The 20,130-nt window shown below is 38.9% G+C and carries 25 protein-coding genes (1 of these 25 running past the window's edge); all 25 read right to left on the bottom strand.

Annotated features, from left to right (window positions below; genetic code table 11):
* Positions 1–87: 87 nt before the first annotated feature.
* Positions 88–918: a DUF6287 domain-containing protein gene (locus IGL93_RS11000; RefSeq protein ID WP_025192710.1), complete on the bottom strand. Its 831-nt coding sequence runs from the start codon at positions 916–918 to the stop codon at positions 88–90.
* Between the two features lie 234 nt (positions 919–1,152).
* Entirely contained in the window at positions 1,153–1,872 is a 720-nt protein-coding gene (locus IGL93_RS11005) for a YebC/PmpR family DNA-binding transcriptional regulator (RefSeq protein WP_002356305.1), read from the bottom strand.
* A gap of 86 nt (positions 1,873–1,958) precedes the next feature.
* Positions 1,959–3,146, bottom strand: coding sequence for a nucleotidyltransferase (locus IGL93_RS11010; protein ID WP_025192711.1), 1,188 nt, complete (start codon positions 3,144–3,146; stop codon positions 1,959–1,961).
* An 80-nt stretch (positions 3,147–3,226) separates the two neighbouring features.
* On the bottom strand, positions 3,227–3,967 hold the full coding sequence (locus IGL93_RS11015; protein WP_002356302.1) for a class I SAM-dependent DNA methyltransferase: 741 nt from the start codon (positions 3,965–3,967) through the stop codon (positions 3,227–3,229).
* Position 3,968: 1 nt separating this feature from the next.
* Entirely contained in the window at positions 3,969–4,307 is a 339-nt protein-coding gene (gene rsfS, locus IGL93_RS11020; protein WP_033072556.1) for a ribosome silencing factor, read from the bottom strand.
* A 46-nt stretch (positions 4,308–4,353) separates the two neighbouring features.
* Entirely contained in the window at positions 4,354–4,944 is a 591-nt protein-coding gene (yqeK, locus tag IGL93_RS11025; protein ID WP_002356300.1) for a bis(5'-nucleosyl)-tetraphosphatase (symmetrical) YqeK, read from the bottom strand.
* Positions 4,922–5,581 (bottom strand): nicotinate-nucleotide adenylyltransferase, encoded by a 660-nt coding sequence (locus tag IGL93_RS11030; protein WP_002379799.1) that lies wholly within the window; start codon positions 5,579–5,581, stop codon positions 4,922–4,924. Before IGL93_RS11030 ends, yqeK begins: the two co-directional genes overlap by 23 nt.
* 17 nt (positions 5,582–5,598) lie before the next feature.
* Positions 5,599–5,910, bottom strand: coding sequence for a ribosome assembly RNA-binding protein YhbY (gene yhbY / locus IGL93_RS11035; RefSeq protein ID WP_002356298.1), 312 nt, complete (start codon positions 5,908–5,910; stop codon positions 5,599–5,601).
* Positions 5,911–5,933: 23 nt separating this feature from the next.
* Entirely contained in the window at positions 5,934–7,043 is a 1,110-nt protein-coding gene (yqeH, locus tag IGL93_RS11040) for a ribosome biogenesis GTPase YqeH (RefSeq protein ID WP_284954640.1), read from the bottom strand.
* Positions 7,040–7,567: a YqeG family HAD IIIA-type phosphatase gene (locus IGL93_RS11045; protein WP_002356296.1), complete on the bottom strand. Its 528-nt coding sequence runs from the start codon at positions 7,565–7,567 to the stop codon at positions 7,040–7,042. The genes yqeH and IGL93_RS11045 overlap by 4 nt, the downstream gene beginning before the upstream one ends.
* A 221-nt stretch (positions 7,568–7,788) precedes the next feature.
* Positions 7,789–8,577, bottom strand: coding sequence for an acetyl-CoA carboxylase carboxyl transferase subunit alpha (locus IGL93_RS11050; protein WP_002362363.1), 789 nt, complete (start codon positions 8,575–8,577; stop codon positions 7,789–7,791).
* A gap of 1 nt (position 8,578) precedes the next feature.
* Positions 8,579–9,445: an acetyl-CoA carboxylase, carboxyltransferase subunit beta gene (accD, locus tag IGL93_RS11055; RefSeq protein ID WP_002356293.1), complete on the bottom strand. Its 867-nt coding sequence runs from the start codon at positions 9,443–9,445 to the stop codon at positions 8,579–8,581.
* A 94-nt stretch (positions 9,446–9,539) separates the two neighbouring features.
* Positions 9,540–10,910, bottom strand: a complete 1,371-nt coding sequence (locus IGL93_RS11060) for an acetyl-CoA carboxylase biotin carboxylase subunit (protein WP_002367303.1) — start codon at positions 10,908–10,910, stop codon at positions 9,540–9,542.
* A 7-nt stretch (positions 10,911–10,917) separates the two neighbouring features.
* The gene (gene fabZ / locus IGL93_RS11065) at positions 10,918–11,343 is read right to left on the bottom strand and encodes a 3-hydroxyacyl-ACP dehydratase FabZ (RefSeq protein WP_002356286.1); all 426 of its coding nucleotides are present in this window, start codon (positions 11,341–11,343) and stop codon (positions 10,918–10,920) included.
* 3 nt (positions 11,344–11,346) lie between these two features.
* Positions 11,347–11,835, bottom strand: coding sequence for an acetyl-CoA carboxylase biotin carboxyl carrier protein (gene accB, locus IGL93_RS11070; protein WP_002397489.1), 489 nt, complete (start codon positions 11,833–11,835; stop codon positions 11,347–11,349).
* A 1-nt stretch (position 11,836) separates the two neighbouring features.
* Positions 11,837–13,072, bottom strand: coding sequence for a beta-ketoacyl-ACP synthase II (gene fabF / locus IGL93_RS11075; protein ID WP_010776117.1), 1,236 nt, complete (start codon positions 13,070–13,072; stop codon positions 11,837–11,839).
* 18 nt (positions 13,073–13,090) lie between these two features.
* Positions 13,091–13,828 (bottom strand): 3-oxoacyl-[acyl-carrier-protein] reductase, encoded by a 738-nt coding sequence (fabG, locus tag IGL93_RS11080; RefSeq protein WP_002356283.1) that lies wholly within the window; start codon positions 13,826–13,828, stop codon positions 13,091–13,093.
* A 3-nt stretch (positions 13,829–13,831) separates the two neighbouring features.
* The gene (fabD, locus tag IGL93_RS11085; protein WP_010776118.1) at positions 13,832–14,761 is read right to left on the bottom strand and encodes an ACP S-malonyltransferase; all 930 of its coding nucleotides are present in this window, start codon (positions 14,759–14,761) and stop codon (positions 13,832–13,834) included.
* Positions 14,762–14,793: 32 nt separating this feature from the next.
* Complete coding sequence (gene fabK, locus IGL93_RS11090; protein ID WP_010707125.1) at positions 14,794–15,750, bottom strand: enoyl-[acyl-carrier-protein] reductase FabK; 957 nt, start codon at positions 15,748–15,750, stop codon at positions 14,794–14,796.
* Between the two features lie 136 nt (positions 15,751–15,886).
* On the bottom strand, positions 15,887–16,114 hold the full coding sequence (locus tag IGL93_RS11095; protein WP_002356278.1) for an acyl carrier protein: 228 nt from the start codon (positions 16,112–16,114) through the stop codon (positions 15,887–15,889).
* A 52-nt stretch (positions 16,115–16,166) separates the two neighbouring features.
* Complete coding sequence (locus tag IGL93_RS11100; RefSeq protein ID WP_010776119.1) at positions 16,167–17,132, bottom strand: beta-ketoacyl-ACP synthase III; 966 nt, start codon at positions 17,130–17,132, stop codon at positions 16,167–16,169.
* A gap of 15 nt (positions 17,133–17,147) precedes the next feature.
* The gene (fabT, locus tag IGL93_RS11105; RefSeq protein ID WP_002362455.1) at positions 17,148–17,588 is read right to left on the bottom strand and encodes a fatty acid biosynthesis transcriptional regulator FabT; all 441 of its coding nucleotides are present in this window, start codon (positions 17,586–17,588) and stop codon (positions 17,148–17,150) included.
* Positions 17,589–17,977: 389 nt separating this feature from the next.
* Positions 17,978–18,208, bottom strand: coding sequence for a YkuJ family protein (locus IGL93_RS11110; protein ID WP_002379802.1), 231 nt, complete (start codon positions 18,206–18,208; stop codon positions 17,978–17,980).
* A gap of 100 nt (positions 18,209–18,308) precedes the next feature.
* On the bottom strand, positions 18,309–19,199 hold the full coding sequence (locus IGL93_RS11115) for an NAD(P)-dependent oxidoreductase (RefSeq protein WP_002359377.1): 891 nt from the start codon (positions 19,197–19,199) through the stop codon (positions 18,309–18,311).
* A 72-nt stretch (positions 19,200–19,271) separates the two neighbouring features.
* Positions 19,272–20,130: the 3' portion of a cell wall glycolipid biosynthesis glucosyltransferase BgsB gene (gene bgsB, locus IGL93_RS11120; RefSeq protein WP_010776120.1), read on the bottom strand. Its footprint extends 365 nt past the window's final position; the window shows 859 of its 1,224 coding nt (coding positions 366–1,224); its start codon lies beyond the right edge, outside the window; the stop codon is at positions 19,272–19,274.

Raw genomic sequence — 20,130 nt, forward strand, 5'->3', positions numbered from 1 at the left:
TACAAACTAAATGTGAAGATTTTGTGATCATTTCATTCTTATTTTGCTACTTTTATAGGAATTAAATAGATTGCCACGAGACTATCTTTAGTTGCCTCGTGCATCCGTTATTCTGACTGCTCCTTGTGGTGATACTCTGTAAAAACCGACAGTTCCTGTCCCTCCATTTGCAACCATCTGTTTCGATTGGGCTCTAAAAAAGAAGTCATTTCCATTCATACCCAAAAATCCAAGGTTCGTATCATTATTTTCTGCATCAGTCAGTGTCTTTCTAATATATGTCTCTGCTTTTTCTTGTGTATCGATGATTTTTGCCTCTTCATTTTGGTCTTGATTTTCCTCTTCAGAAGAACGATAGTAATACTCTTCCGCAGGATAATTTCCACTATCTTGAGTAATTAACAATCGTGGTTTCGTCTTATCCGATTGGTCGCCGTTAGGATTTTCAACACCAATTTTATATAATAATAACGCAGCACCAGTAGGCCCCCACCTAATACTTAAGCTTGTAATTGGTCGCGACTCATCAGTAGGTGAATCCTTCGTAATCATTCCTCCGGTATTTGTACTACCATCAGGATGAATGATCAAACTCTCTCCTTTACCATTTTTCCATGTTCCAACTAAAGTAGTAAAATCGCCAGCATTAATCGCTGTAGTATCTAAATCAGCTGTGGTTAGCTGACTGTTGTTTTCATCAGCTGCAGACTCTTCACTTTTCACTGATTCGTTAAACTCGATACTGCTACTCGCTTGTTCGTTTGTCTTATCAATTGTTTCACTCGTTTTTTCATTCGTCTCTTCAACTTTAGAGGATGCCTCCGTTGAAGCGGTTACTTTCTTTTCTTTTGGTTCCCGACAAGCAGTTAATGATAAAACCGCTAGCCCGACAAAAAACGCTAGCATTCCCTTTTTCACGCCTATTCACCCCGTTCAATGATCTATCTTACTAGACTATTGTACTATTAATTCAACTGTTTAGACAAATATTTATGGAACAGACAAAAGTTGAACCTGTCATTGAATGCTTTGTGTCACATGGACTTATCAATCAACTTTCTTTTTTCTATATATTATATGAAAAAAAGTGAGCCATCAGTCAAAATGACCGATGGCTCACTTTCTAAATCTTAAAACAAACGAACAAATGGATTATTCAGGTAAATCTACATTATGATGAACTTTTTGAACATCTTCTAAATCTTCTAAAACGTCTAACATTTTTTCAAAGTTCGCCAAATCGTCGCCTTCTAATGTTACTTCGTTTTGTGGAACCATTTCTAACTCAGTAACCGTGAATTCTTCAATGCCTTTTTCTTTTAACGCTTCTTGTGCATGGTGGAAATCTTCTGGTTCTGTGTAAACGATAATTTGACCGTCTTCTTCAACAACATCGCGAACATCAATGTCTTTTTCCATTAAGTATTCTAAAATTTCATCCGCATCGTCACCAGCAAAGCCAATGATACCTGTATTATCAAACATATAGGAAACAGCACCGCTGACACCCATGTTTCCGCCGTTTTTACCAAATGCGGCCCGCACATCTGCTGCTGTTCGGTTCACGTTGTTTGTTAAAGCATCAACAATGACCATTGAACCATTTGGCCCAAATCCTTCATAGCGTAATTCAGAATATTGTTCATCTGCTGAACCTTTTGCTTTTTCAATAGCGCGATCAATAATATGTTTTGGTACATTGTATGTTTTGGCGCGTTCGATTACAAACCGTAATTTTTGGTTTGCATGAGGATCAGGGTCTCCTGACTTCGCTGCTACGTAAATTTCAATCCCGAATTTTGCATAAACACGGCTATTGTTTGCGTCTTTGGCAGCTTTTTTCTCTTTAATATTTGCCCATTTACGGCCCATATTCTCACTTCGCTTTCTCTGATTTGTTGTTAGTATCTTATCCCTTGTTTATTATACTGGGGAAACTGATTTTTGTTAAGTATTTTTTAGGTATCTGGCGAAAATCGTAAGGGAAACCGACCAAAATTTTGTTCTTTTAAAGAAGAATCTCCCATCTGATATAGTTGATTGGCGCGAATATCTAATGAAAGCATTGCGCGGTTTTCTTTAGATACTTTGGAAATTACCGGCAATTGAATCTGTGCTTTGGTTTCTTTTAGATAAGCTTGTCCCTTTGGCGTAAATCCTAGCACATGGAGATAACTGTTTTGCCAAGCAGTTTCAACTTCTTCTTTGGTCATATTTAACAATATATAGGTTGCTAATCGTTGCAACCTTGTCCAAGTATAACGCTTCGTTTTCATACGTTCCATTAATTCGTGAAAAGAACCTGCTGCTTGGATTTGATCTTTTAGTCGATGTTCAAGTCCTTCCGTCATTTGGTAAATGGCTTGTAACTCTTCTAACGAGGATTGAACAATTTTATACTTTAGGAAGGGCCAATAGTTTTCCCATGAAATCATTGCTTGTGTTTGTAAATGTTGTGCGGTTATAGAAGGAACCGTTGGCAGCACTTGCGTTATTTCTTGTTGAAAAACACTTTGCCTAATCGCCGTGGCGCTAGCAACTTTCCCAGAAATCGTTGCATCATGAAAGCCCGCTTGTTTTCTAGCAATTGGGTAGAGCGTCATCGGGGTTGGATACGTGGCATTTTCCTTTGCATAACTCATCCCCAAAATATGATTAGGCGAAGAAAAATCAAACCTGCTTTCAGGATATACTTGACGAAAAACAGCAGTCATTTTTTGTGGATAACTCAATTGTTTGTCTGTCAATGCGTGGAACGTTTGATCAATTAAGGATTGATTTTCTTGGACAAACTGGCCGAAAGCCGCATAATCAATTGCGCTTGTACTATCTGTTCCAAAACATAAGCTCTCACATTGCAACGCCTGCAATAACTTTATACCGCCTTTGGCAAAGTAATCCGCAGACTGTACCGACCAAGCTGTCGGCAATTCAATGACTAAATCCACACCATTTTGCAAAGCTTCTTCTGCTCTGGCCCACTTATCTAGTAAGGCTGGTTCTCCTCTTTGTAAAAAATTTCCACTCATTATAGCAATTACTACTTCAGCTCCGCTTTGTTGGCGAGCTTGTTGGGCATGATAGCGATGTCCATTATGAAAGGGATTATATTCCACGATAATGCCACAGGCTTTCACTCTAGCCACCTCCGTTATAAAAAAATGGACTTATCAGCAAAGAGACCAACGTTTTTAAGCGCTGTCCCAAGCTCATAAGCCAAATCTTATTAATCTCTTTGACAAACAAAGAACCAGCGTTCACTTGTTTCAGTTGGTGCTTCATCTGTAAAGTCTGCATAAACTTTGACGTTCATGAAACCAGCACTTTCTAACATTCGTAAATAGTTATCTAACGAATAGGTTCGTTCTTGATGCAATTCATCATACCGAACAAAGTGCTCATCTGTTTCCTGTTCTTTCACAAAAAATGTTAAGAAATGTTCGATGCTGTGTTCTTTTTCACCAGCGTAACTATCCCATAGAAAAGCAAATTCTTCTGTTTGATAATGATAGCTATATTCTGGAAAAACTGAATCAATTTTGTAAGTAGAATGAACATCAAAAATGAACGTTCCTTCCTCTTCTAACGCTTGATAAACTTCATCGAACACTTGTTGTACTTCTTGGCGGTTAGCCATGTAGCACAGTGAATCAGAAAAACAAGTGATGGCTTGGTATTGTCCCACTTCAGATAAATCTAGCATATTTCCCTGAACAAATTGAACTGGCACTTCTTCTTCAAAGGCTCGTTCACTAGCAATCATCAACATTTCTTCTGATAAGTCTAAGGCCGTCACATCGTAACCACTTTTCGCGAAATCAACTGCTAAAGCGCCTGTACCACAAGCCATTTCAAGAATTTGTTGGGTTCCTTGTGGGAGATGACGATTGGAAAAATCCAACCATTTTTGGTATAGGCTTTCGTCCATCACTTCGTCATAGACGAAAGCAAACGTTTCATAGGCCATTTTAGTCAACCCAAGCGCTTAGATCAACCATTGGGGCATCTGACCATAATTTTTCTAAGTTGTAAAAGGCACGTTCTGAAGATTGGAATACATGGACAATAACATCGCCTAAATCGATTAAAATCCATTTTCCGCCTTCTTTACCTTCCACACGTTTGACTTCTACTTGATTTTTGGCTTCTTGTTCGTTAATTTCATCAACAATCGCATTGATTTGACGTTCACTATTGGCTTGGCAAATTAAAAAATAATCTGCTAATAATGAAATCTCTCTTACGTCTAATGCGACAATTTCTTCTGCTCGTTTTGAATCTGCTGCTTTGACAGCAATTTCTAAAATTTTCTGGCTATCTATGATAGTTCCCTCCTAGTAATTCTTTCTTCTTTTATTTTTGATTAACGACCCATTGATTGTAGGTCTCTAACGTTTTTGGATAAATTTTATGTTCTTGTTCAATCAAATGTAACAAGGTATGTTTCGTTTCATAAGCAACCGCTGCATCTAAGTCAACAAGGGCAATTTCACGGGCTTCTTTCACACCTGGAAAATCACGTCCTGGTTCAATGTAATCTGCGACATAAATAATTTTATCTAGCAAGCTCATCTTAGCAGCCCCAGTTGTATGCACACGAATTGCCTGCAAGATTTCTTCGTCATCAATGGCTAATTCCCGTTGAACAATATCCGCCCCAACTAAGCCATGCCAAATTTCATTGCCATAGTTTAATAAAGCCAAATCAAAACCATCTCGGCGAATAATCAACTCGAATTCATCGTTTGGACGTTCTTTGGCGTAATCATGCGTCAAAGCAGCAATACTGGCTTTGGCTTCATCGGCACCATATTTCGCTGCCAAGGCCACAGCTGTTTCCTCGACTCCTAACACATGGCGAAAGCGACGTTCACTCATTTGCATTTGAACTTTTTGCATTAATAATTCACGTTGTGCAGCATCATAATTTGTTATCCAGCTCATCTTGATACAGTCCCTTCTCTTGAATATAGTTTATCACATTCTCTGGAAGAAGATAGCGTGTTGAGCAACCACTTTTGACTTTTTGTCTAATCAAAGTGGAACTAATCGCCATCTGCGGAACATCGACCCAAATAATTGGATAGGTAGATTCCGTTGGATAATTAGGACGCCGAATGCCGACAAATTGAACTAAATGGAGTAAGTCATCAATCCGATGCCATTTGGGCAAGTATTCCACCATATCTCCACCAATTATAAAATAATAATCAGTATCTGGATTGGCTTCTTTTAAAGCTTTCATCGTATCATACGTGTAACTTTTGCCTTTGCGAATTAATTCAATTGGCTCAATATCTAAGCAGGGATTATCAGACACCGCTAGTTCTAACATTGCTAACCGATGTTCGCTGCTAATTGTTTTCTTTTCGTCTACATGTGGTGGTAAGTACGTAGGCATTAAGTAAACTTTGTCCAAACCTAGTTGATTTTGAACTTGATCGGCCATGACAAGATGTGCTAAATGAACGGGATTAAAATTACCACCTAACAAGCCGACTTGCTTTCTTGTTTGAAAACGTAACGGTTCCTCTTGCAAGAGAACGTCCGCTCCTTGACGCGCTTGTCTTTTTTCTCCCATTGTTCATCCCTCCAATATTAAATCTCTTTGACTGCTGCTGAAATTTTTTGATATTTTTCTTTACTTGATGGCTTGAATAAGACCAACACGCGACCAATAATTTGTACCACATCGCAATGAATGGCTGCTGTTAGTTCTTCTGCAACCTCTTCTGCTACTTCATCTGTATTTTGTAATAACGTAATTTTAATCAATTCACGTTTTTCCAACGCTTCATCAATTTGTGTAATCATTGCGTCATTCAAACCACCTTTGCCTACTTGAAAAATAGGTTGTAAATGATGTGCCTGACTACGTAAATAACGTTTTTGTTTTCCTCTAAGTTTCAAATTGTTTGCCTTCTCTCTAAAATTTAAATTAATGCTTTTCTACGTAAAACATCGACACCTTTAGGCGCCCAACCAGCGACTACACCAGGTTCTGTGACAGTAATCCAACCTAGACCAGCAAACACAATATCCGTTTTTTCTTTCACGGAAAATTCAAAGCGCACTAATTCAGGAAACTCAGCGACTTCATCGGCACGTGGGGGCTGCAATAAGCCACCAACATGTTTTTCATAAAAAGCATCGGCGGTTGCTGTTTTTGTTCGGTGTAAATTTAAGTCATTGGAAACGTAGGCAATGATGGAACTTTTAGCACCTTGGACATAATCAAAGCGAGCCAAGCCACCTAAAAACAAGGTTTGTTCAGCATTTAATTGGTAAACTTTTGGTTTGATTTCTTTTTGCGGTGCAATAATTTTCAAGTCTTTTTTACCTAGGTAATGTGCCATTTGATGACGGTGAATAATTCCCGGCGTATCGATTAAGAAGTGGCCATCGTCTAATGGAATTTCAATTTTATCTAGCGTTGTTCCAGGAAATTGTGATGTCGTAATCACATCTTGAACACCCACTGTTTGTTGAATGATTTGATTGATTAATGTTGATTTTCCAACATTGGTCACACCTACGACATAAACGTCTCGGCCTTCACGATATTTTTCGATCGTATCTAATAACTCTTGCATTTCTTGTGGTTTCTTGCCACTTGTTAGTAAAACATCAACAGGGCGTAATCCTGCTTCATGGGCCCGTTCTCTCATCCATTGAACCATTTTAGGTTTTTTTAATGATTTAGGCAAAACATCCACTTTATTACCAACTAACAACACAGGATTATCTCCGATAAAACGATGTAGTCCTGGAATAAGAGAGCCATTAAAGTCAAAAATATCCACTACGTTCACAATCAGTGCATCTTCTGTTCCTAAACCATTCAATAAACGTAAAAAGTCATCATCTGTTAATTGGACATCTTGAATGTCATTATAATGTCTTAAGCGAAAACAACGTTGGCAATAAACTTCCCCTGTTTCCATTCCTTTTTCGAAAGCTGTTTTTGGTGTATAGCCTAATTCATGAGGATTTTCCGTTTGGATAATCGCACCACAGCCAATACAATGAATTGCCTCTGTCATTCTAATCCGCCTCTCCATGTCATTTCTGGATGTTTTTTTGATAAGTATTTCATAATTTTCCGTTCAAAGAACCGATTGATTCTAGTATTCCAGCCATCTGTATCGACAATCGGTTGAACTAAAACATTGCGTATACCCGCTGCGTTAGCTCCCCGAATATCTGTCATAATCTGATCGCCGACCATTAACATTTCAGATGGCTTCAAGCCTAATTTTTTTTCTGCTAATTTGAAGCCACGTGCGGTTGGTTTCAAGGCACGTGCTACATAATCTAAGTCAAACTTTTCAACAACGCGTTTAATCCGGCTGTCTTTGTTGTTTGAAACAACAAGGACGGTAATTCCTGCATTTTTCATCTCTAATAACCAAGTTTTTAATTCTTCTGTTCCATCGGGATTATTCCAAGCAATTAACGTATTATCTAAGTCAGTTAGTACTGCCTTAATCCCCAGTTTTTTTAATTGTGCGGGGGTAATTTTATAAATCGCATCAATCATCCATGTCGGTTTATATTTTGAAAACATCGTGACTCCTCTCACTGACACTATGTAGTTTCTTCGATTTTAAGAGACTGAAACATAACTAAACAATTATGCTTCAGTCTCTACCTATTGTATTATACTGCATTTTGCTGAAAATTTCTATAAAGGACGGTCGTTCCTTGTAAAAGAACAAGTAAAATAAAAGAAAAAATAAAAAAAGCCACCCATCAACCCCTGAAAAGTTCGTTGATGAGTAGTAACTTCTAATATTTGCGAAAACGTTGGTATCTTTTTTCTAGTAACGTTTCCGTATCTAATTTAGCTAATTCAGTTAATTTTGAAATAAACGCTTTTTGTAACATGCGATTAATTTTTGCTTGTTCCAGAGGCTGACCGTTCATAACTTCTGGAATTACTTTATCTACAATAGCTAATTCCTTCAGCTCTGTCGCTGTGATTTTCATCAATTCTGCTGCTTCTTTCGCACGACTGCCATCTTTCCACAAAATAGAGGCGAAACCTTCTGGCGAAAGAACCGCATAAATCGTGTGTTCCAACATCCAAACTTCATCTGCGACTGCTAAAGCTAAAGCACCGCCACTACCGCCCTCACCAATGATGACTGAAATGATTGGCACTTTCAAATCAGACATCTCTAACAGGTTTTGCGCAATGGCTTCCCCTTCGCCCCGCTCTTCGGCACCAATCCCACAATAGGCACCAGCAGTGTTCACAAAGGTAATGACTGGGCGATTAAATTTTTCCGCTTGTTTCATTAAACGTAACGCTTTGCGATACCCTTCAGGATTAGGTGAACCAAAATTACGTTCAATATTTTCTGGTAGATTTCGGCCTTTTTGGATACCTACCACTGTAACTGGTTTCCCTTGCAAAGTAGCAACACCACCGACTACAGCTAAATCATCGGCAAAGTAACGATCCCCATGAAATTCTAAAAAGTCCTCAAAAATGGCTTCTATATATTCTAAAGTTGTCAAACGATCTTGGGCTCTTGCCAAGGTAACAACATCATTGGCTGTTTTCTTTTCCATGTTAGCGCCACCCTTCCAAAGAATGTAAACGTAACAAGTCGCTCAATCGTTGACGCAAAAGATTTCTTGGCACAATCTGATCTACAAAACCATGTTCTAAAAGAAACTCGGCCTTTTGAAAATCATCTGGCAACTCTTGACGAATCGTTTGTTCAATTACACGGCGGCCAGCAAAACCGATTAAACTCTGAGGCTCTGCCAAAATAATATCGCCATCCATCGCAAAACTTGCGGTAACACCGCCAGTCGTTGGATCAGTCAATACCGTAAGATACAGCAAGCCTGCTTTGTTATGCCGTTGCAAAGCGGCCGAAATTTTCGCCATTTGCATCAATGAAAAAATCCCTTCTTGCATACGGGCACCACCAGATGCAGTGAAAATCACTACTGGTAAATGCTTTTCCGTCGCCCGCTCAAACAAGCGTGTGATTTTTTCACCAACAATCGTTCCCATACTGCCCATGATAAAATTAGCGTCCATGATTCCAATTGCAACAGCTTGTCCTTCAATTGTTGCTTCTCCCGTTAAGACAGCTTCATCTAGCCCAGTTTTTTCTTGCATTTTTTCAATTTTTTCAAGATAACCAGGAAAATTTAGTGGATCTTTTGTCACTAATTCACTGTCCCAATTGTGGAAACTTTTTTCATCAACGGTTATCGCTAATCGTTCCCATGCACCAATCCGAAAACTATAGCCACAATGCGGACAGATTTTTTCTGCACCCATTTCTTTTGTATACAGTGTTCGCTTACAAGAAGGGCATTTTGCCCACATATTATCTGGAACAGAAGGCTTCTTTGATGCATCATTTGCATCAGCACGATTTGGATTAATGCGAATGTAATTTTTCTTTTTAAATAATGCCATTTGCTTACTCCTCGTATTTTAGCGGCAAGAGCTCAGCTCCTTTCAAAAGATCACTGATCTTTCCAAGCAAGAGAGCTCTTGCGGCGTTCTTTCTTTAATGATTGCTTTCTGGCTCCCAATTTGGTAGAAATGTTTCTTGTAAAAAGCTTGTGTCATAGTCACCTGTCAAAACATTGTCATGTGTAATTAAATCCAATTGGAATTCGGCATTCGTAATAATACCTTCTGTTACAATTTCATTTAAAGCCCTTTGCATTTTCATCAAGGCATCAAAACGATTTTCACCATGTACGATGACTTTCGCAATCATCGAATCATAATAAGGTGGAATTGAATACCCTGAATACATAGCGCTGTCTACACGCAAGCCCATTCCACCACTAGGCAACAAGAGATTTTGAATTTTACCTGGTGAAGGAGCAAAATTAAAGGCAGGATTTTCAGCGTTAATTCGGCACTCAATCGCATGCCCAGTCATGGTAACATCCTCTTGGGTATAGCCTAAAGGTTCACCTGAAGCAATTTCTAATTGTGCTTTGACTAAATCAATCCCTGTTACCATTTCCGTAACTGGATGTTCGACTTGGATGCGGGTATTCATTTCCATGAAATAAAAGTCGCCAGCTGGATCCATCAAAAATTCAATGGTTCCGGCATTTTCATAATGCACAGCTTGTGCCGCTCGAACGGCCGTTTCGCCTAACATCTGACGCTTTTCTTCAGAAATAGCAATCGATGGTGATTCTTCTAACACTTTTTGATTATTTCTTTGTAGTGAGCAATCACGTTCCCCTAAGTGAATCACATGCCCATATTGATCACCTAAAATTTGCACTTCGATATGACGTGCTGGATAAATAATTTTTTCTAAATACATATCATCATTACCAAATGCGGCTTTGGCTTCTTGCTGCGCTGAAGTAAAGTGTTTCGGTAACTCTTCTTTTGAAAGAACTTTTCGGATTCCTTTTCCGCCACCACCAGCAGCTGCCTTTAACATCACTGGGTAACCAATTTCTTCAGCAATCGTCAACGCTTCTTCGACAGAATCAATGACGCCATCACTCCCAGGAATAACAGGTACCTTGGCTTTCTGCATCAGTTGACGTGCATTTATTTTATTGCCCATTGCATCAATCGTTTCTGCTTTAGGACCGATAAAAGTAATGTTACATTCTTCGCACATTGAAGCAAATTGACTATTTTCAGATAAGAAACCAAACCCTGGATGAATCGCTTCAGCATTGGTAACAATCGCTGCACTTAAAACAGCTTGAACATTTAAATAAGAATCAGTTGCTTTCGCCGGTCCAATACAAATGGCTTCATCTGCTAACTGTGTGTGTAACGCTTCTTGATCCGCTTCAGAGTAAACAGCAACTGTTTGAACGCCTAATTCGCGACAGGCACGAATAATACGAACAGCGATTTCTCCGCGGTTTGCGATTAATACTTTCGAAAACATTTTTCACCTATCCAATCATAAAGGTTAATTCAGCCTCGGCAACTTTTTTTCCATTAACTTTTGCTACACCTTTACCCATTCCAGCAGAAGCGCGGACTTTTAAAAGTTCAACCTCTAAAATTAATGTGTCGCCTGGTGTTACCTTTTGTCTAAATTTTGCTTTATCTAATCCACCAAAGTATGCCGTTTTCCCTTTGAATTCAGGCATTGAAAGTAATGCCACGGCGCCTGCTTGAGCCAACGATTCAATAATTAAAACTCCTGGCAAAACAGGATTCCCAGGAAAATGACCTTGAAAAACTTGCTCATTAACCGTTACATTCTTTTTCGCTACAACGCGTTCCCCGGGAATGACTTCTTCAACACTATCTAATAATAAAAAGGGATAGCGATGTGGTAAAATTTCTTGAATTTCTGTAATTGTTAATTTCATGTTTTATTCTCCTTTAGCAACTCGGAATAGCGGCTGACCAAATTCAACCACATCTTCATTGTTGACTAACACTTCGGTGATCACGCCGTCAACTGTCGCCGTAATTTCATTCATTAATTTCATCGCTTCAACGATACACACAACGTCACCCGTTTTAACAGTGTCTCCTACTTTGACAAAGTTCTCTTTATCTGGTGCTGGTTGTAAATAAACGATTCCTACAATAGGTGACGTAATTTCTTCTGTCTTTTCATTGGCTGTCGGTGTATTGGTTGGCGTTTCTTCAACGACAGAAACTGTTTCAACAGGCACTGACACACCACTAGCGGCTACTGGTGTTTCTTGTGGTTGCGCCACTGGTTCTACGGCACTTCGTCCAGAAACTGTATTTTTATTCATATATAATTCAAACGAGCCTTCTCGTAAATCAAATTCGGTTAAAGTTGATTGATCAAATTGTGTTAATAGTGCTTTTACTTCTTCTAACTGCATGTTAATCCTCCCAGCGTTTTAAGCAAATAACTGCATTGTGGCCACCAAAGCCTAGCGAGTTACTTAAAGCATAATCAAATTTATGCTCTTTGCTTTCGTTTAAAACAACGTTCACCGTAATTGCTTCATCTTGATTTTCCACATTAATGGTTGGCGGAATAAATTGATGTTGTAAAGCATTTAGGGTAGCAATTCCTTCAATTCCACCAGCGGCGCCTAAGAGATGTCCCGTCATACTCTTTGTACTACTTACATACGCCGTTTTTGCGGCATCACCTAAAGCCAATTCAATTGCTTTAGATTCTGCACTGTCATTAGCTTGTGTGCTTGTTCCATGGGCGTTAATATAGCCAATTTTTTCTGGAGAAATCCCCGCTTCTTCCATTGCTAGTACCATGGCTTTCGCTGCGCCGCTCCCATCTGGTGTTGGCGATGTCATATGATAGGCATCGCAATTAGCACCATAGCCAACCACTTCACCTAAAATAGTTGCGCCTCGTTCTAGAGCATGATCTAATGATTCTAAAATAAAGACACCCGCTCCTTCTCCCATCACAAATCCACTACGTTCTTTATCAAAGGGAATTGAGGCTTTTTCTGGATCAGTCGCCTTTGTTAAAGCGGTCAAGGAAGCAAATCCTGAAATACCGATTTCTGTAATAGGCGCTTCTGCTCCACCAGCAATAATGACATCGGAGTAGCCATGTTTGATATTGCGGAACGCTTCCCCAATTGAATGAGTTGCACTAGCACAAGCCGTCACTGTTGACGTACAAATTCCTTTGGCACCAACACGTAAAGCAATATTTCCCGCCACCATGTTTCCAATCGCCATTGGAATAAATAACGGTGCCACACGTTCAGGTCCTTTGTCGTGCATCCGAATTACTTGATTTTGAATTGTTTCCAAACCACCAATCCCGGAACCCACCATGACGCCAAACCGATCCACATCTAGTTGACTGGTATCCAAGCCACTCATAGCCATTGCTTCTAAGGCCGCATAAATGCCAAATAACGAAAACTTATCCATGCGTTTGCCATCTTTTTTAACAAAATATTTTTCCATTGGAAAGTCTTTCACTTCAGCTGCTAAGGTGACACCTGTTTCACTAACATCAAATTTACTAATCGGTCCGATACCATTTTCCCCTGTTTTCAAACTTTCTAAAAAAGTCTCAGGTTCATTGCCAATCGGCGAGGTGACACCGTAACCGGTAATAACTACTCGATTCATCCTTTTGACTCCTTTCGTTTATCCGTGCATGACTAAGCCGCCATCAACATTCACGACTTGCCCAGTAATATAGGGACTTTTAGCTAAGAATATCGCTGTAGCTGCGACATCTTCGACTTGCCCAAACGTTTGTAAGGGAATTTGCGCATTCATTTGTGTTTTAACTTTTTCCGATAAAACATCCGTCATTTCTGTTTGGATAAACCCTGGTGCAATCGCATTGCAGGTAATACCGCGCGGCGCAACTTCTCGTGCCACCGATTTAGTAAAACCAACGACACCCGCTTTACTCGCAGCGTAGTTTGCTTGACCAACATTTCCCATTAAACCAGAAACGCTAGCCATATTAATAATCCGACCACTTCGTTGTTTCATCATACGTTTAACCGCTTGTTGAGTCATGTTAAAAGTTCCTACCAAGTTAATATCTAAACAGGCATTAAAATCCTCTTTTGTCATTCGTAATAATAATTTATCATTCGTAATCCCAGCGTTATTCACCAGAATATCAATCGAGCCTAATTGGTCAACAGTTGCTTGAATCATCTCACCTGCTGCATCAAAATCGGAAATATCTCCAGAAAGGCCAATACATTTTACCCCAAAGGCTTCAATTTCTTGTCGTTGTTCTGGCGTAATCTCACTCCGACCGTTTAAAACAATATTGGCGCCCTCTTTCGCAAAAGCCAACGCAACTGCTTTGCCAATCCCACGAGTGCTTCCAGTAATAAATACGTTTTTCCCTGTTAATTCCATTTTTTACCTCCCAGTAAGTGCTGTTAACGTTTCTGTTAATGTTGCAACATCTTCCACACGGTGCATTTCAATTGTTTTGTCAATTTTTTTAACAAAACCAGTTAATGTTTTCCCTGGACCAACTTCAATCATCGTTCCCACGTTCATAGCCTTCATCGTTTCGATACTGTCTTCAAAACGTACCGCAGACATGACTTGCTTTTCCAATAACGCTTGAATTGCCTCTTGGGGCATAATTTCGGCAGTCGTATTACTAATGACAGGAATTTGCATCGTTTGAAAGTTCAATTTTGCTAAATCCTGAGCCAATTTTTTTGATGCTGGTTGTAACAGTGCCGTATGGAAAGGACCACTCACATTTAACGGAATCATTCGCTTCACACCAGCTTCTTTGAGAAGTATCATCGCTTGATCAACAGCAGCAACCTCACCACCAATCACGATTTGTTGTGGTGTATTATAATTTGCTGGAGCCACAATTCCGAAAGTACTGGCTTCTTGACAGGCTTTTTCAATTACTTCACGCTCAGCATTCATGACAGCAACCATTTTGCCAGTTCCTTGTGGTGCTGCGTCTGTCATGTACTGACCGCGCTTTTGGACCAAGGCCACTGCTTCTGAAAAACGCAAAGCCCCGCTGGCAACCAAAGCACTGTATTCCCCTAAGCTTAAACCCGCTACGACATCAGGTGTTAGTCCTTTTTGTTGCAAAAGACGGTAAAATGCGACACTGACTGTTAAAATAGCAGGTTGCGTATATTCTGTTTCATTTAAACGTTCATTTTCAGTAAAACAAAGTTCTGCCATCTCATAACCTAAGATATGACTTGCTTCATCGAAAGTTTCCCGAACAATCGCTTCTTGGTGATATAATTCTTCACCCATCCCTTGATACTGGGCTCCTTGTCCACTAAATAAAATCGCTGTTTTCATACGACACCTCATTTTTTGTTAAAATTATTCACTTAGCCCCAACGCTGATTCATCTTATGTACAATCGCTTTGCATTCAGACATGAGTGAATCAATGATTTCTTGGGCTGTTTCTTCTTTTTTTATTAACCCGGCAATTTGTCCCGCCATGACGGAACCGTAATCCATATCCCCGTCAACGACAGCTTTGCGCAAAGCGCCTTGACCAATCTTTTCAAACATTTCTAAATCAGGTACTTCTTTTTGAAGTTCTTGCTTTTCTAATTGATTATATTGAGCGGTTAATTTATTTTTTAAAGTACGCACTGGATGGCCAAAATGTTGACAGGTAATTACTGCATCTAAATCACGTGCCTTTAAAACTTTCTGTTTATAATCTGGATGAACGTTGCATTCTTTTGCAATTAAAAAACGTGTGCCTAACTGGACTGCTTCAGCACCTAACATAAAGGCAGCAACCATACCACGACCATCACCAATCCCACCTGCTGCAATCACAGGAATTGACACAGCGTCAACGATTTGCGGTAAGCCACTCATAGTGGTTAACTTGCCAATATGTCCACCAGCTTCCATTCCTTCAAAAATGACAGCATCGGCACCAATTTTTTCCATTCTTTTTGCTAAAGCAACTGAAGGAACTACTGGGATTACTTTAATGTTATGTTCTTTAAAGCGAGCCATGTATTTGGCTGGATTGCCCGCACCTGTCGTTACGACAGGAACCTGTTCTTCACAAACCAAATCGACAATTTCATCGACAAAAGGTGAAAGTAACATGATATTGACACCAAAGGGTTGCTCCGTTAATTCTTTAACTTTTTTAATTTCTTTTTTTACGACTTCTTTTGGGGCATTGCCGCCAGCAATAATCCCTAATCCACCAGCGTTTGACACGGCACTTGCTAATGAAGCATCGGCTACCCAAGCCATACCGCCTTGAAAAATGGGATAATTGATTCCAAGCAACTCACATAACTGTTGATTCATTGATTTTATACGTCCTTTAGTTCTAAGATAAGTACACTTCATTCAAGTAAAAAAGGATTTTTCCGGCTTATTTACTTGTTTTTTTAGGGACTGGGTCATTTAGCAATTAAATGTCCCAGCCCCCTATTTTCATGTATTAGTTTGCTTGTTGTTTTTCTACATATGTTACTAAATCTTGAACGGTTTGGATGCCATCTTCTGTTTCGATTTTCACATCAAATTCATCTTCGATTTCGTTAATGATTTGGAATAAATCTAAGCTATCCGCATCTAATTCTTCTTGAATGTTTGTAGTTAATTGTACCTCTTCAGCATCTTTTCCTAATTCTTCTACGATAATTGCTTGAATTTTTTCAAATACCATGTGTATATTCCTCCAAAATAGTCATTTTCTTCATTTATATGTGAACAGTTTTTTACAGCGTTAGGAGCAGTGAGCCCCATGTTAAGCCGCCGCCAAATCCTGTTAGCACCACGCGTTGTTGGGAACCTAAAATTAAGGTCCCATTTTCAACTGCTTCATCCAACAAAATAGGAATGCTAGCAGCTGAGGTATTGCCATATTTATCCATATTCGTTAAAAACTTCTCGCGGGAAATCTTCGTCTTACGTGCAATTTTATCGATAATGCGCACATTTGCTTGATGTAGTAGAAGATAATCCACGGTTTCGTCCGTCACGAGTGATAAAATATTTTGTGAAACATCTTTAATCGCAAAATCAAAAATACTACGTCCTTCCATCTGTAGCGTCTTACTAGCCTGCTCATGCCCCTGATAAAAAGGACTTTCGTTGATCGTGTAGCCTGACGTTAAAGCCGCCCACCGTTGTCCATCTGCTTGTAATTTTTCATTTAGAAAATGCGGTGTCTCAGTCGCTTCAATCAAGACGCCGGCAGCCCCATCACCGAAAAGCACCGCTGTGGAGCGATCGGTCCAATCCAACATTTTGGAAAATGTTTCGCCACCAATTACTAGACCTGTTTGATAACGACCACTTAAGACTAGTTTTTCTGCCATGCTTAAGGCATAGACAAAACCAGAACACGCTGCACTGATGTCAAAAGCAAAAGCCTCAGTAGCGCCAATTGCGCCTTGCACTTGGCAAGCAACAGAAGGCATATTGAAATCTGGTGTCACTGTTGCAACTAAAATAAAGTCAATCTCACTTGCTTGCTTTCCAGATTTTTCCAATAACTGTTTTGCGACTTGATGACATAAATCAGACGTATTTTCTTGCGTAACGATGCGACGTTCACTAATGCCTGTTCGCGAATGTATCCATTCATCAGAGGTATCCATCATTTCACTCAGTTGCTGATTCGTGACACAATTCTCTGGAACATAACGGCTTGTACAACTAATTCGTGCATAATTCTTCATGGGGATCCTCACTTTTTATTTGTATTCTTGCAAGAAATCATGAAGATTTTTTAGTGCTCTTAACAGCGCTTGTTCTTCTTCTTGCTCCATGCCTTTCAAAATGTTTTTAACCATTTCACGATGAAAATGCTGATGGACTCTAAAAAGTAATTTTCCTTTTTTAGTTAAGCCAAGCTTTACTACACGTCGATCATCTTCACTACGCAAACGTTCAACATAGCCTTTTTTAACTAAGTTGTTAATCGCTACAGTAAGTGTTCCGACGGTAATTGACAGTTCCTTGGCTACTTCTGAAGACGTTTTTTTCTTGTACATACCAATTGCTTCGATTGTGTGCATCTCCGTAATGGATAAATCATTAAATTGTGATTTTTTCAATTCAGATTCTTCAATCGTTAAGATGTCATTAAAGACACTGACTAAGTAATCGTTGACTGTTTCTAAATTAGGTTCCATTCTGTGCACCATCCATATACTTTGATTATCAAAACATTTGATGTTCAAACTATATCGTAAATAAGCAAAGAATGCAAGAGAATTTTCTATATTTTTAATGAAATATTCTTCAAATATTTCAAAAAAGGCGCATTTTCAAGGGACGAGGCTTTTAAAAAAAGGATCAATTACTTTGATACCCAAACTATTTTCACAGAAAAAGGAAAGAAGTGCAACTAAAAAGCATCACTGGCACTCCCCTGATTGAGAAGTGCCAGTGATTTTTGTTATATAATTCTTAAACTCCCACTAAGCTATTGCTACAACTTGACTGGATAATACGAGAAGAGAGTGAACCAGAAGCTTTGGTGCTTCTACTCCACTCCCTTATTAAAATGTAGGACGATTAATTATTGAATTAAGTCGTAAATTTCCATTGCTACAATATCGATGTTATCGAATTGATAGCTTTGGTGCGTATCAGATTCTGTTAATTCAAATGTTTCTGTTGATTTATCAAAACTTACAATACATTTCTCTACGCCTTCACGTTCAAAGCGGCGTACTTGTACTTCATTATCTGCTGCTTCGATCATTGCTTCCAGTCTCTTAATAATCGCCACAAGTTGTGAATGTTTCATCAGTGGGCCTCCTTTTGCAAACTAGTTCTGTACCATTGTAACAAAACATTGCCTAACTTGCATGATTTTTCGTCATTTTTTTTGATTTTTTTGTTGTTCTTTAATTTTTATTCGTTGGTTGCTTGCCATCTGTCCACCAAAGCTTAATTAAGGCCTGTGTGCCATCATTTTCAAACCCTTTATCTGCAAGGCTTTCATATAATTCTGTCGCTTTTTGCGTCGCTGGCAATGGAAGGTCAAGTTTTTTTGCTTCATCTAACGCAATCTTTAAATCTTTGATAAAATGTTTAACAAAAAAGCCTGGCGTATAATCTTCTTTTAAAATACGCGGACCATAATTACTTAATGACCAGTTCGCAGCACTACCACCACCGACTGTTTCCAGAACTTTTTCTAAAGTTAATCCTGTCGCATTTGCATAAACGAGCATTTCAGTCAAACCGGTCATTGTGCCTGCAATCATTAACTGATTCGCCATCTTAGTGTGTTGCCCTTTTCCAGCTGAGCCGTGTAGCATAAACGTTTTACCAAATGTTTTGAAAATTGGTAAGACGGTCTCATAACTTTCTTGATCGCCACCAACCATAATTGTTAAAGTACCATTTTTAGCACCTAAGTCACCACCAGAAACTGGCGCATCCAACGCATGAGCACCCACTTCTGCTGCTTTTTTGGCAATCTTTTCAGCCAAGGTCGGCGTACTTGTGGTTAAATCTACTACTATTTTACCTGTAAGATCTGCTTGAAAAATCCCTGTTTCATTAAAATACACGCCTTCAACATCTGAAGGAAAGCCAACCATTGTAAAAATGATATCACTCGCTTCCGCAATTGCTTTTGGCGTATCATACCAAACTGCTCCTTCAGCAACTAAATCATCTGTTTTACTTTTTGTTCGATTGTAAACATTGACAGATAAATTGTTTTTCATCATGTTACGAATAATTGATTTCCCCATGACACCCGTTCCAATAAAGCCGATTTTAGACATAGTAGCTTCCTCCGTTCTTAAAATAAAAAACTTTCCTCCTTCAGTATAAACGAAGGAGGAAAGTTTTGCAGTTTATTTTCTTAAAGATGTAAATTTTACTTTAATTTTTTTTATTGAGTCCGCATTTTCTTTTTCCATTTGAAGTTGATCAAAGTAAATCAATGTATCTTGATAAAATTCAATCATTTTGTTGCCAAAGTTTGTAGAAGAAATTTCAAATAATTTTTCATCTAAAATAGTTTGGTCCATTTTAATATTTGCTTGTATATAGTCAATCAATGTTGGGGCAAAATCACTGTCTGTCTTAAAAGTTTTGCCTAAGCTTTCATGATCAAATAAATTATTTAAATAGGCGTTCCCTTCTGCAACACATTGAACACCAGCAGCCATCGCTTCTGTATAAGTTAAGCCTTGTGTTTCCGACGTTGATGCGCTGACAAAATAGTCAGCAGCTTTATAATAAATGGCGACTTCTTCATTTGGCACTTCACCCGTAAATTGAACGTATTCACTAACTTCTAGTTCTTCTGCTAATTCTTTTAAATCCTCTAGATAGGGACCATTTCCAACTATTACTAAACGAGTTTGTGGTAATTTTTCAATAACTTGTGGTAACCCTTGAATAATTGCTTGAATATTTTTTTCATAAGAAATTCGACTTAACGATAACAACATAATCTGTTGCTCTTCAATACCTAGTTGTTGACGCATTCCAGCGATCATTTCCTCAGTAATATCGGGACGTAAAAACTTATCAATTTCGATCCCTGTTGGAATAATTCTCATTGGTGCGGTCACTCCATAATCCCGTAATTTTTCAATTACACGTTCACTGGGACAAACAACACCTGTCGTATGATTTGTAAACACTCTTGAAAAGAATTTAACATGTGATGGACGGACAACTTTTCCTTTAGCAATATAATGTAAG

Origin of the sequence: Enterococcus sp. DIV1328a, assembly GCF_050536905.1 — a bacterium.
Taxonomy (GTDB): domain Bacteria; phylum Bacillota; class Bacilli; order Lactobacillales; family Enterococcaceae; genus Enterococcus; species Enterococcus faecalis.

Bases quoted from the DNA above. Each gene is read 5' to 3' on its own strand.
- fabG (WP_002356283.1), bottom strand. From the start codon at position 13,828: ATGGAATTAACAGGGAAAAACGTATTTATTACTGGAAGCACTCGTGGG.
- IGL93_RS11115 (WP_002359377.1), bottom strand. From the start codon at position 19,199: ATGTCTAAAATCGGCTTTATTGGAACGGGTGTCATGGGGAAATCAATT.
- fabK (WP_010707125.1), bottom strand. From the start codon at position 15,750: ATGAATCAACAGTTATGTGAGTTGCTTGGAATCAATTATCCCATTTTT.
- IGL93_RS11060 (WP_002367303.1), bottom strand. From the start codon at position 10,910: ATGTTTTCGAAAGTATTAATCGCAAACCGCGGAGAAATCGCTGTTCGT.
- yqeK (WP_002356300.1), bottom strand. From the start codon at position 4,944: ATGAGCTGGATAACAAATTATGATGCTGCACAACGTGAATTATTAATG.
- accB (WP_002397489.1), bottom strand. From the start codon at position 11,835: ATGCAGTTAGAAGAAGTAAAAGCACTATTAACACAATTTGATCAATCA.
- IGL93_RS11045 (WP_002356296.1), bottom strand. From the start codon at position 7,567: ATGTTTTCAAAATATAAACCGACATGGATGATTGATGCGATTTATAAA.
- IGL93_RS11050 (WP_002362363.1), bottom strand. From the start codon at position 8,577: ATGGAAAAGAAAACAGCCAATGATGTTGTTACCTTGGCAAGAGCCCAA.
- IGL93_RS11110 (WP_002379802.1), bottom strand. From the start codon at position 18,208: ATGAAACATTCACAACTTGTGGCGATTATTAAGAGACTGGAAGCAATG.
- IGL93_RS11095 (WP_002356278.1), bottom strand. From the start codon at position 16,114: ATGGTATTTGAAAAAATTCAAGCAATTATCGTAGAAGAATTAGGAAAA.
- fabD (WP_010776118.1), bottom strand. From the start codon at position 14,761: ATGAAAACAGCGATTTTATTTAGTGGACAAGGAGCCCAGTATCAAGGG.
- fabF (WP_010776117.1), bottom strand. From the start codon at position 13,072: ATGAATCGAGTAGTTATTACCGGTTACGGTGTCACCTCGCCGATTGGC.
- IGL93_RS11030 (WP_002379799.1), bottom strand. From the start codon at position 5,581: ATGGGAGAAAAAAGACAAGCGCGTCAAGGAGCGGACGTTCTCTTGCAA.
- fabZ (WP_002356286.1), bottom strand. From the start codon at position 11,343: ATGAAATTAACAATTACAGAAATTCAAGAAATTTTACCACATCGCTAT.
- accD (WP_002356293.1), bottom strand. From the start codon at position 9,445: ATGGCATTATTTAAAAAGAAAAATTACATTCGCATTAATCCAAATCGT.
- fabT (WP_002362455.1), bottom strand. From the start codon at position 17,588: ATGGAACCTAATTTAGAAACAGTCAACGATTACTTAGTCAGTGTCTTT.
- IGL93_RS11015 (WP_002356302.1), bottom strand. From the start codon at position 3,967: ATGGCCTATGAAACGTTTGCTTTCGTCTATGACGAAGTGATGGACGAA.
- IGL93_RS11005 (WP_002356305.1), bottom strand. From the start codon at position 1,872: ATGGGCCGTAAATGGGCAAATATTAAAGAGAAAAAAGCTGCCAAAGAC.
- IGL93_RS11100 (WP_010776119.1), bottom strand. From the start codon at position 17,132: ATGAAGAATTATGCACGAATTAGTTGTACAAGCCGTTATGTTCCAGAG.
- yqeH (WP_284954640.1), bottom strand. From the start codon at position 7,043: ATGACAGAGGCAATTCATTGTATTGGCTGTGGTGCGATTATCCAAACG.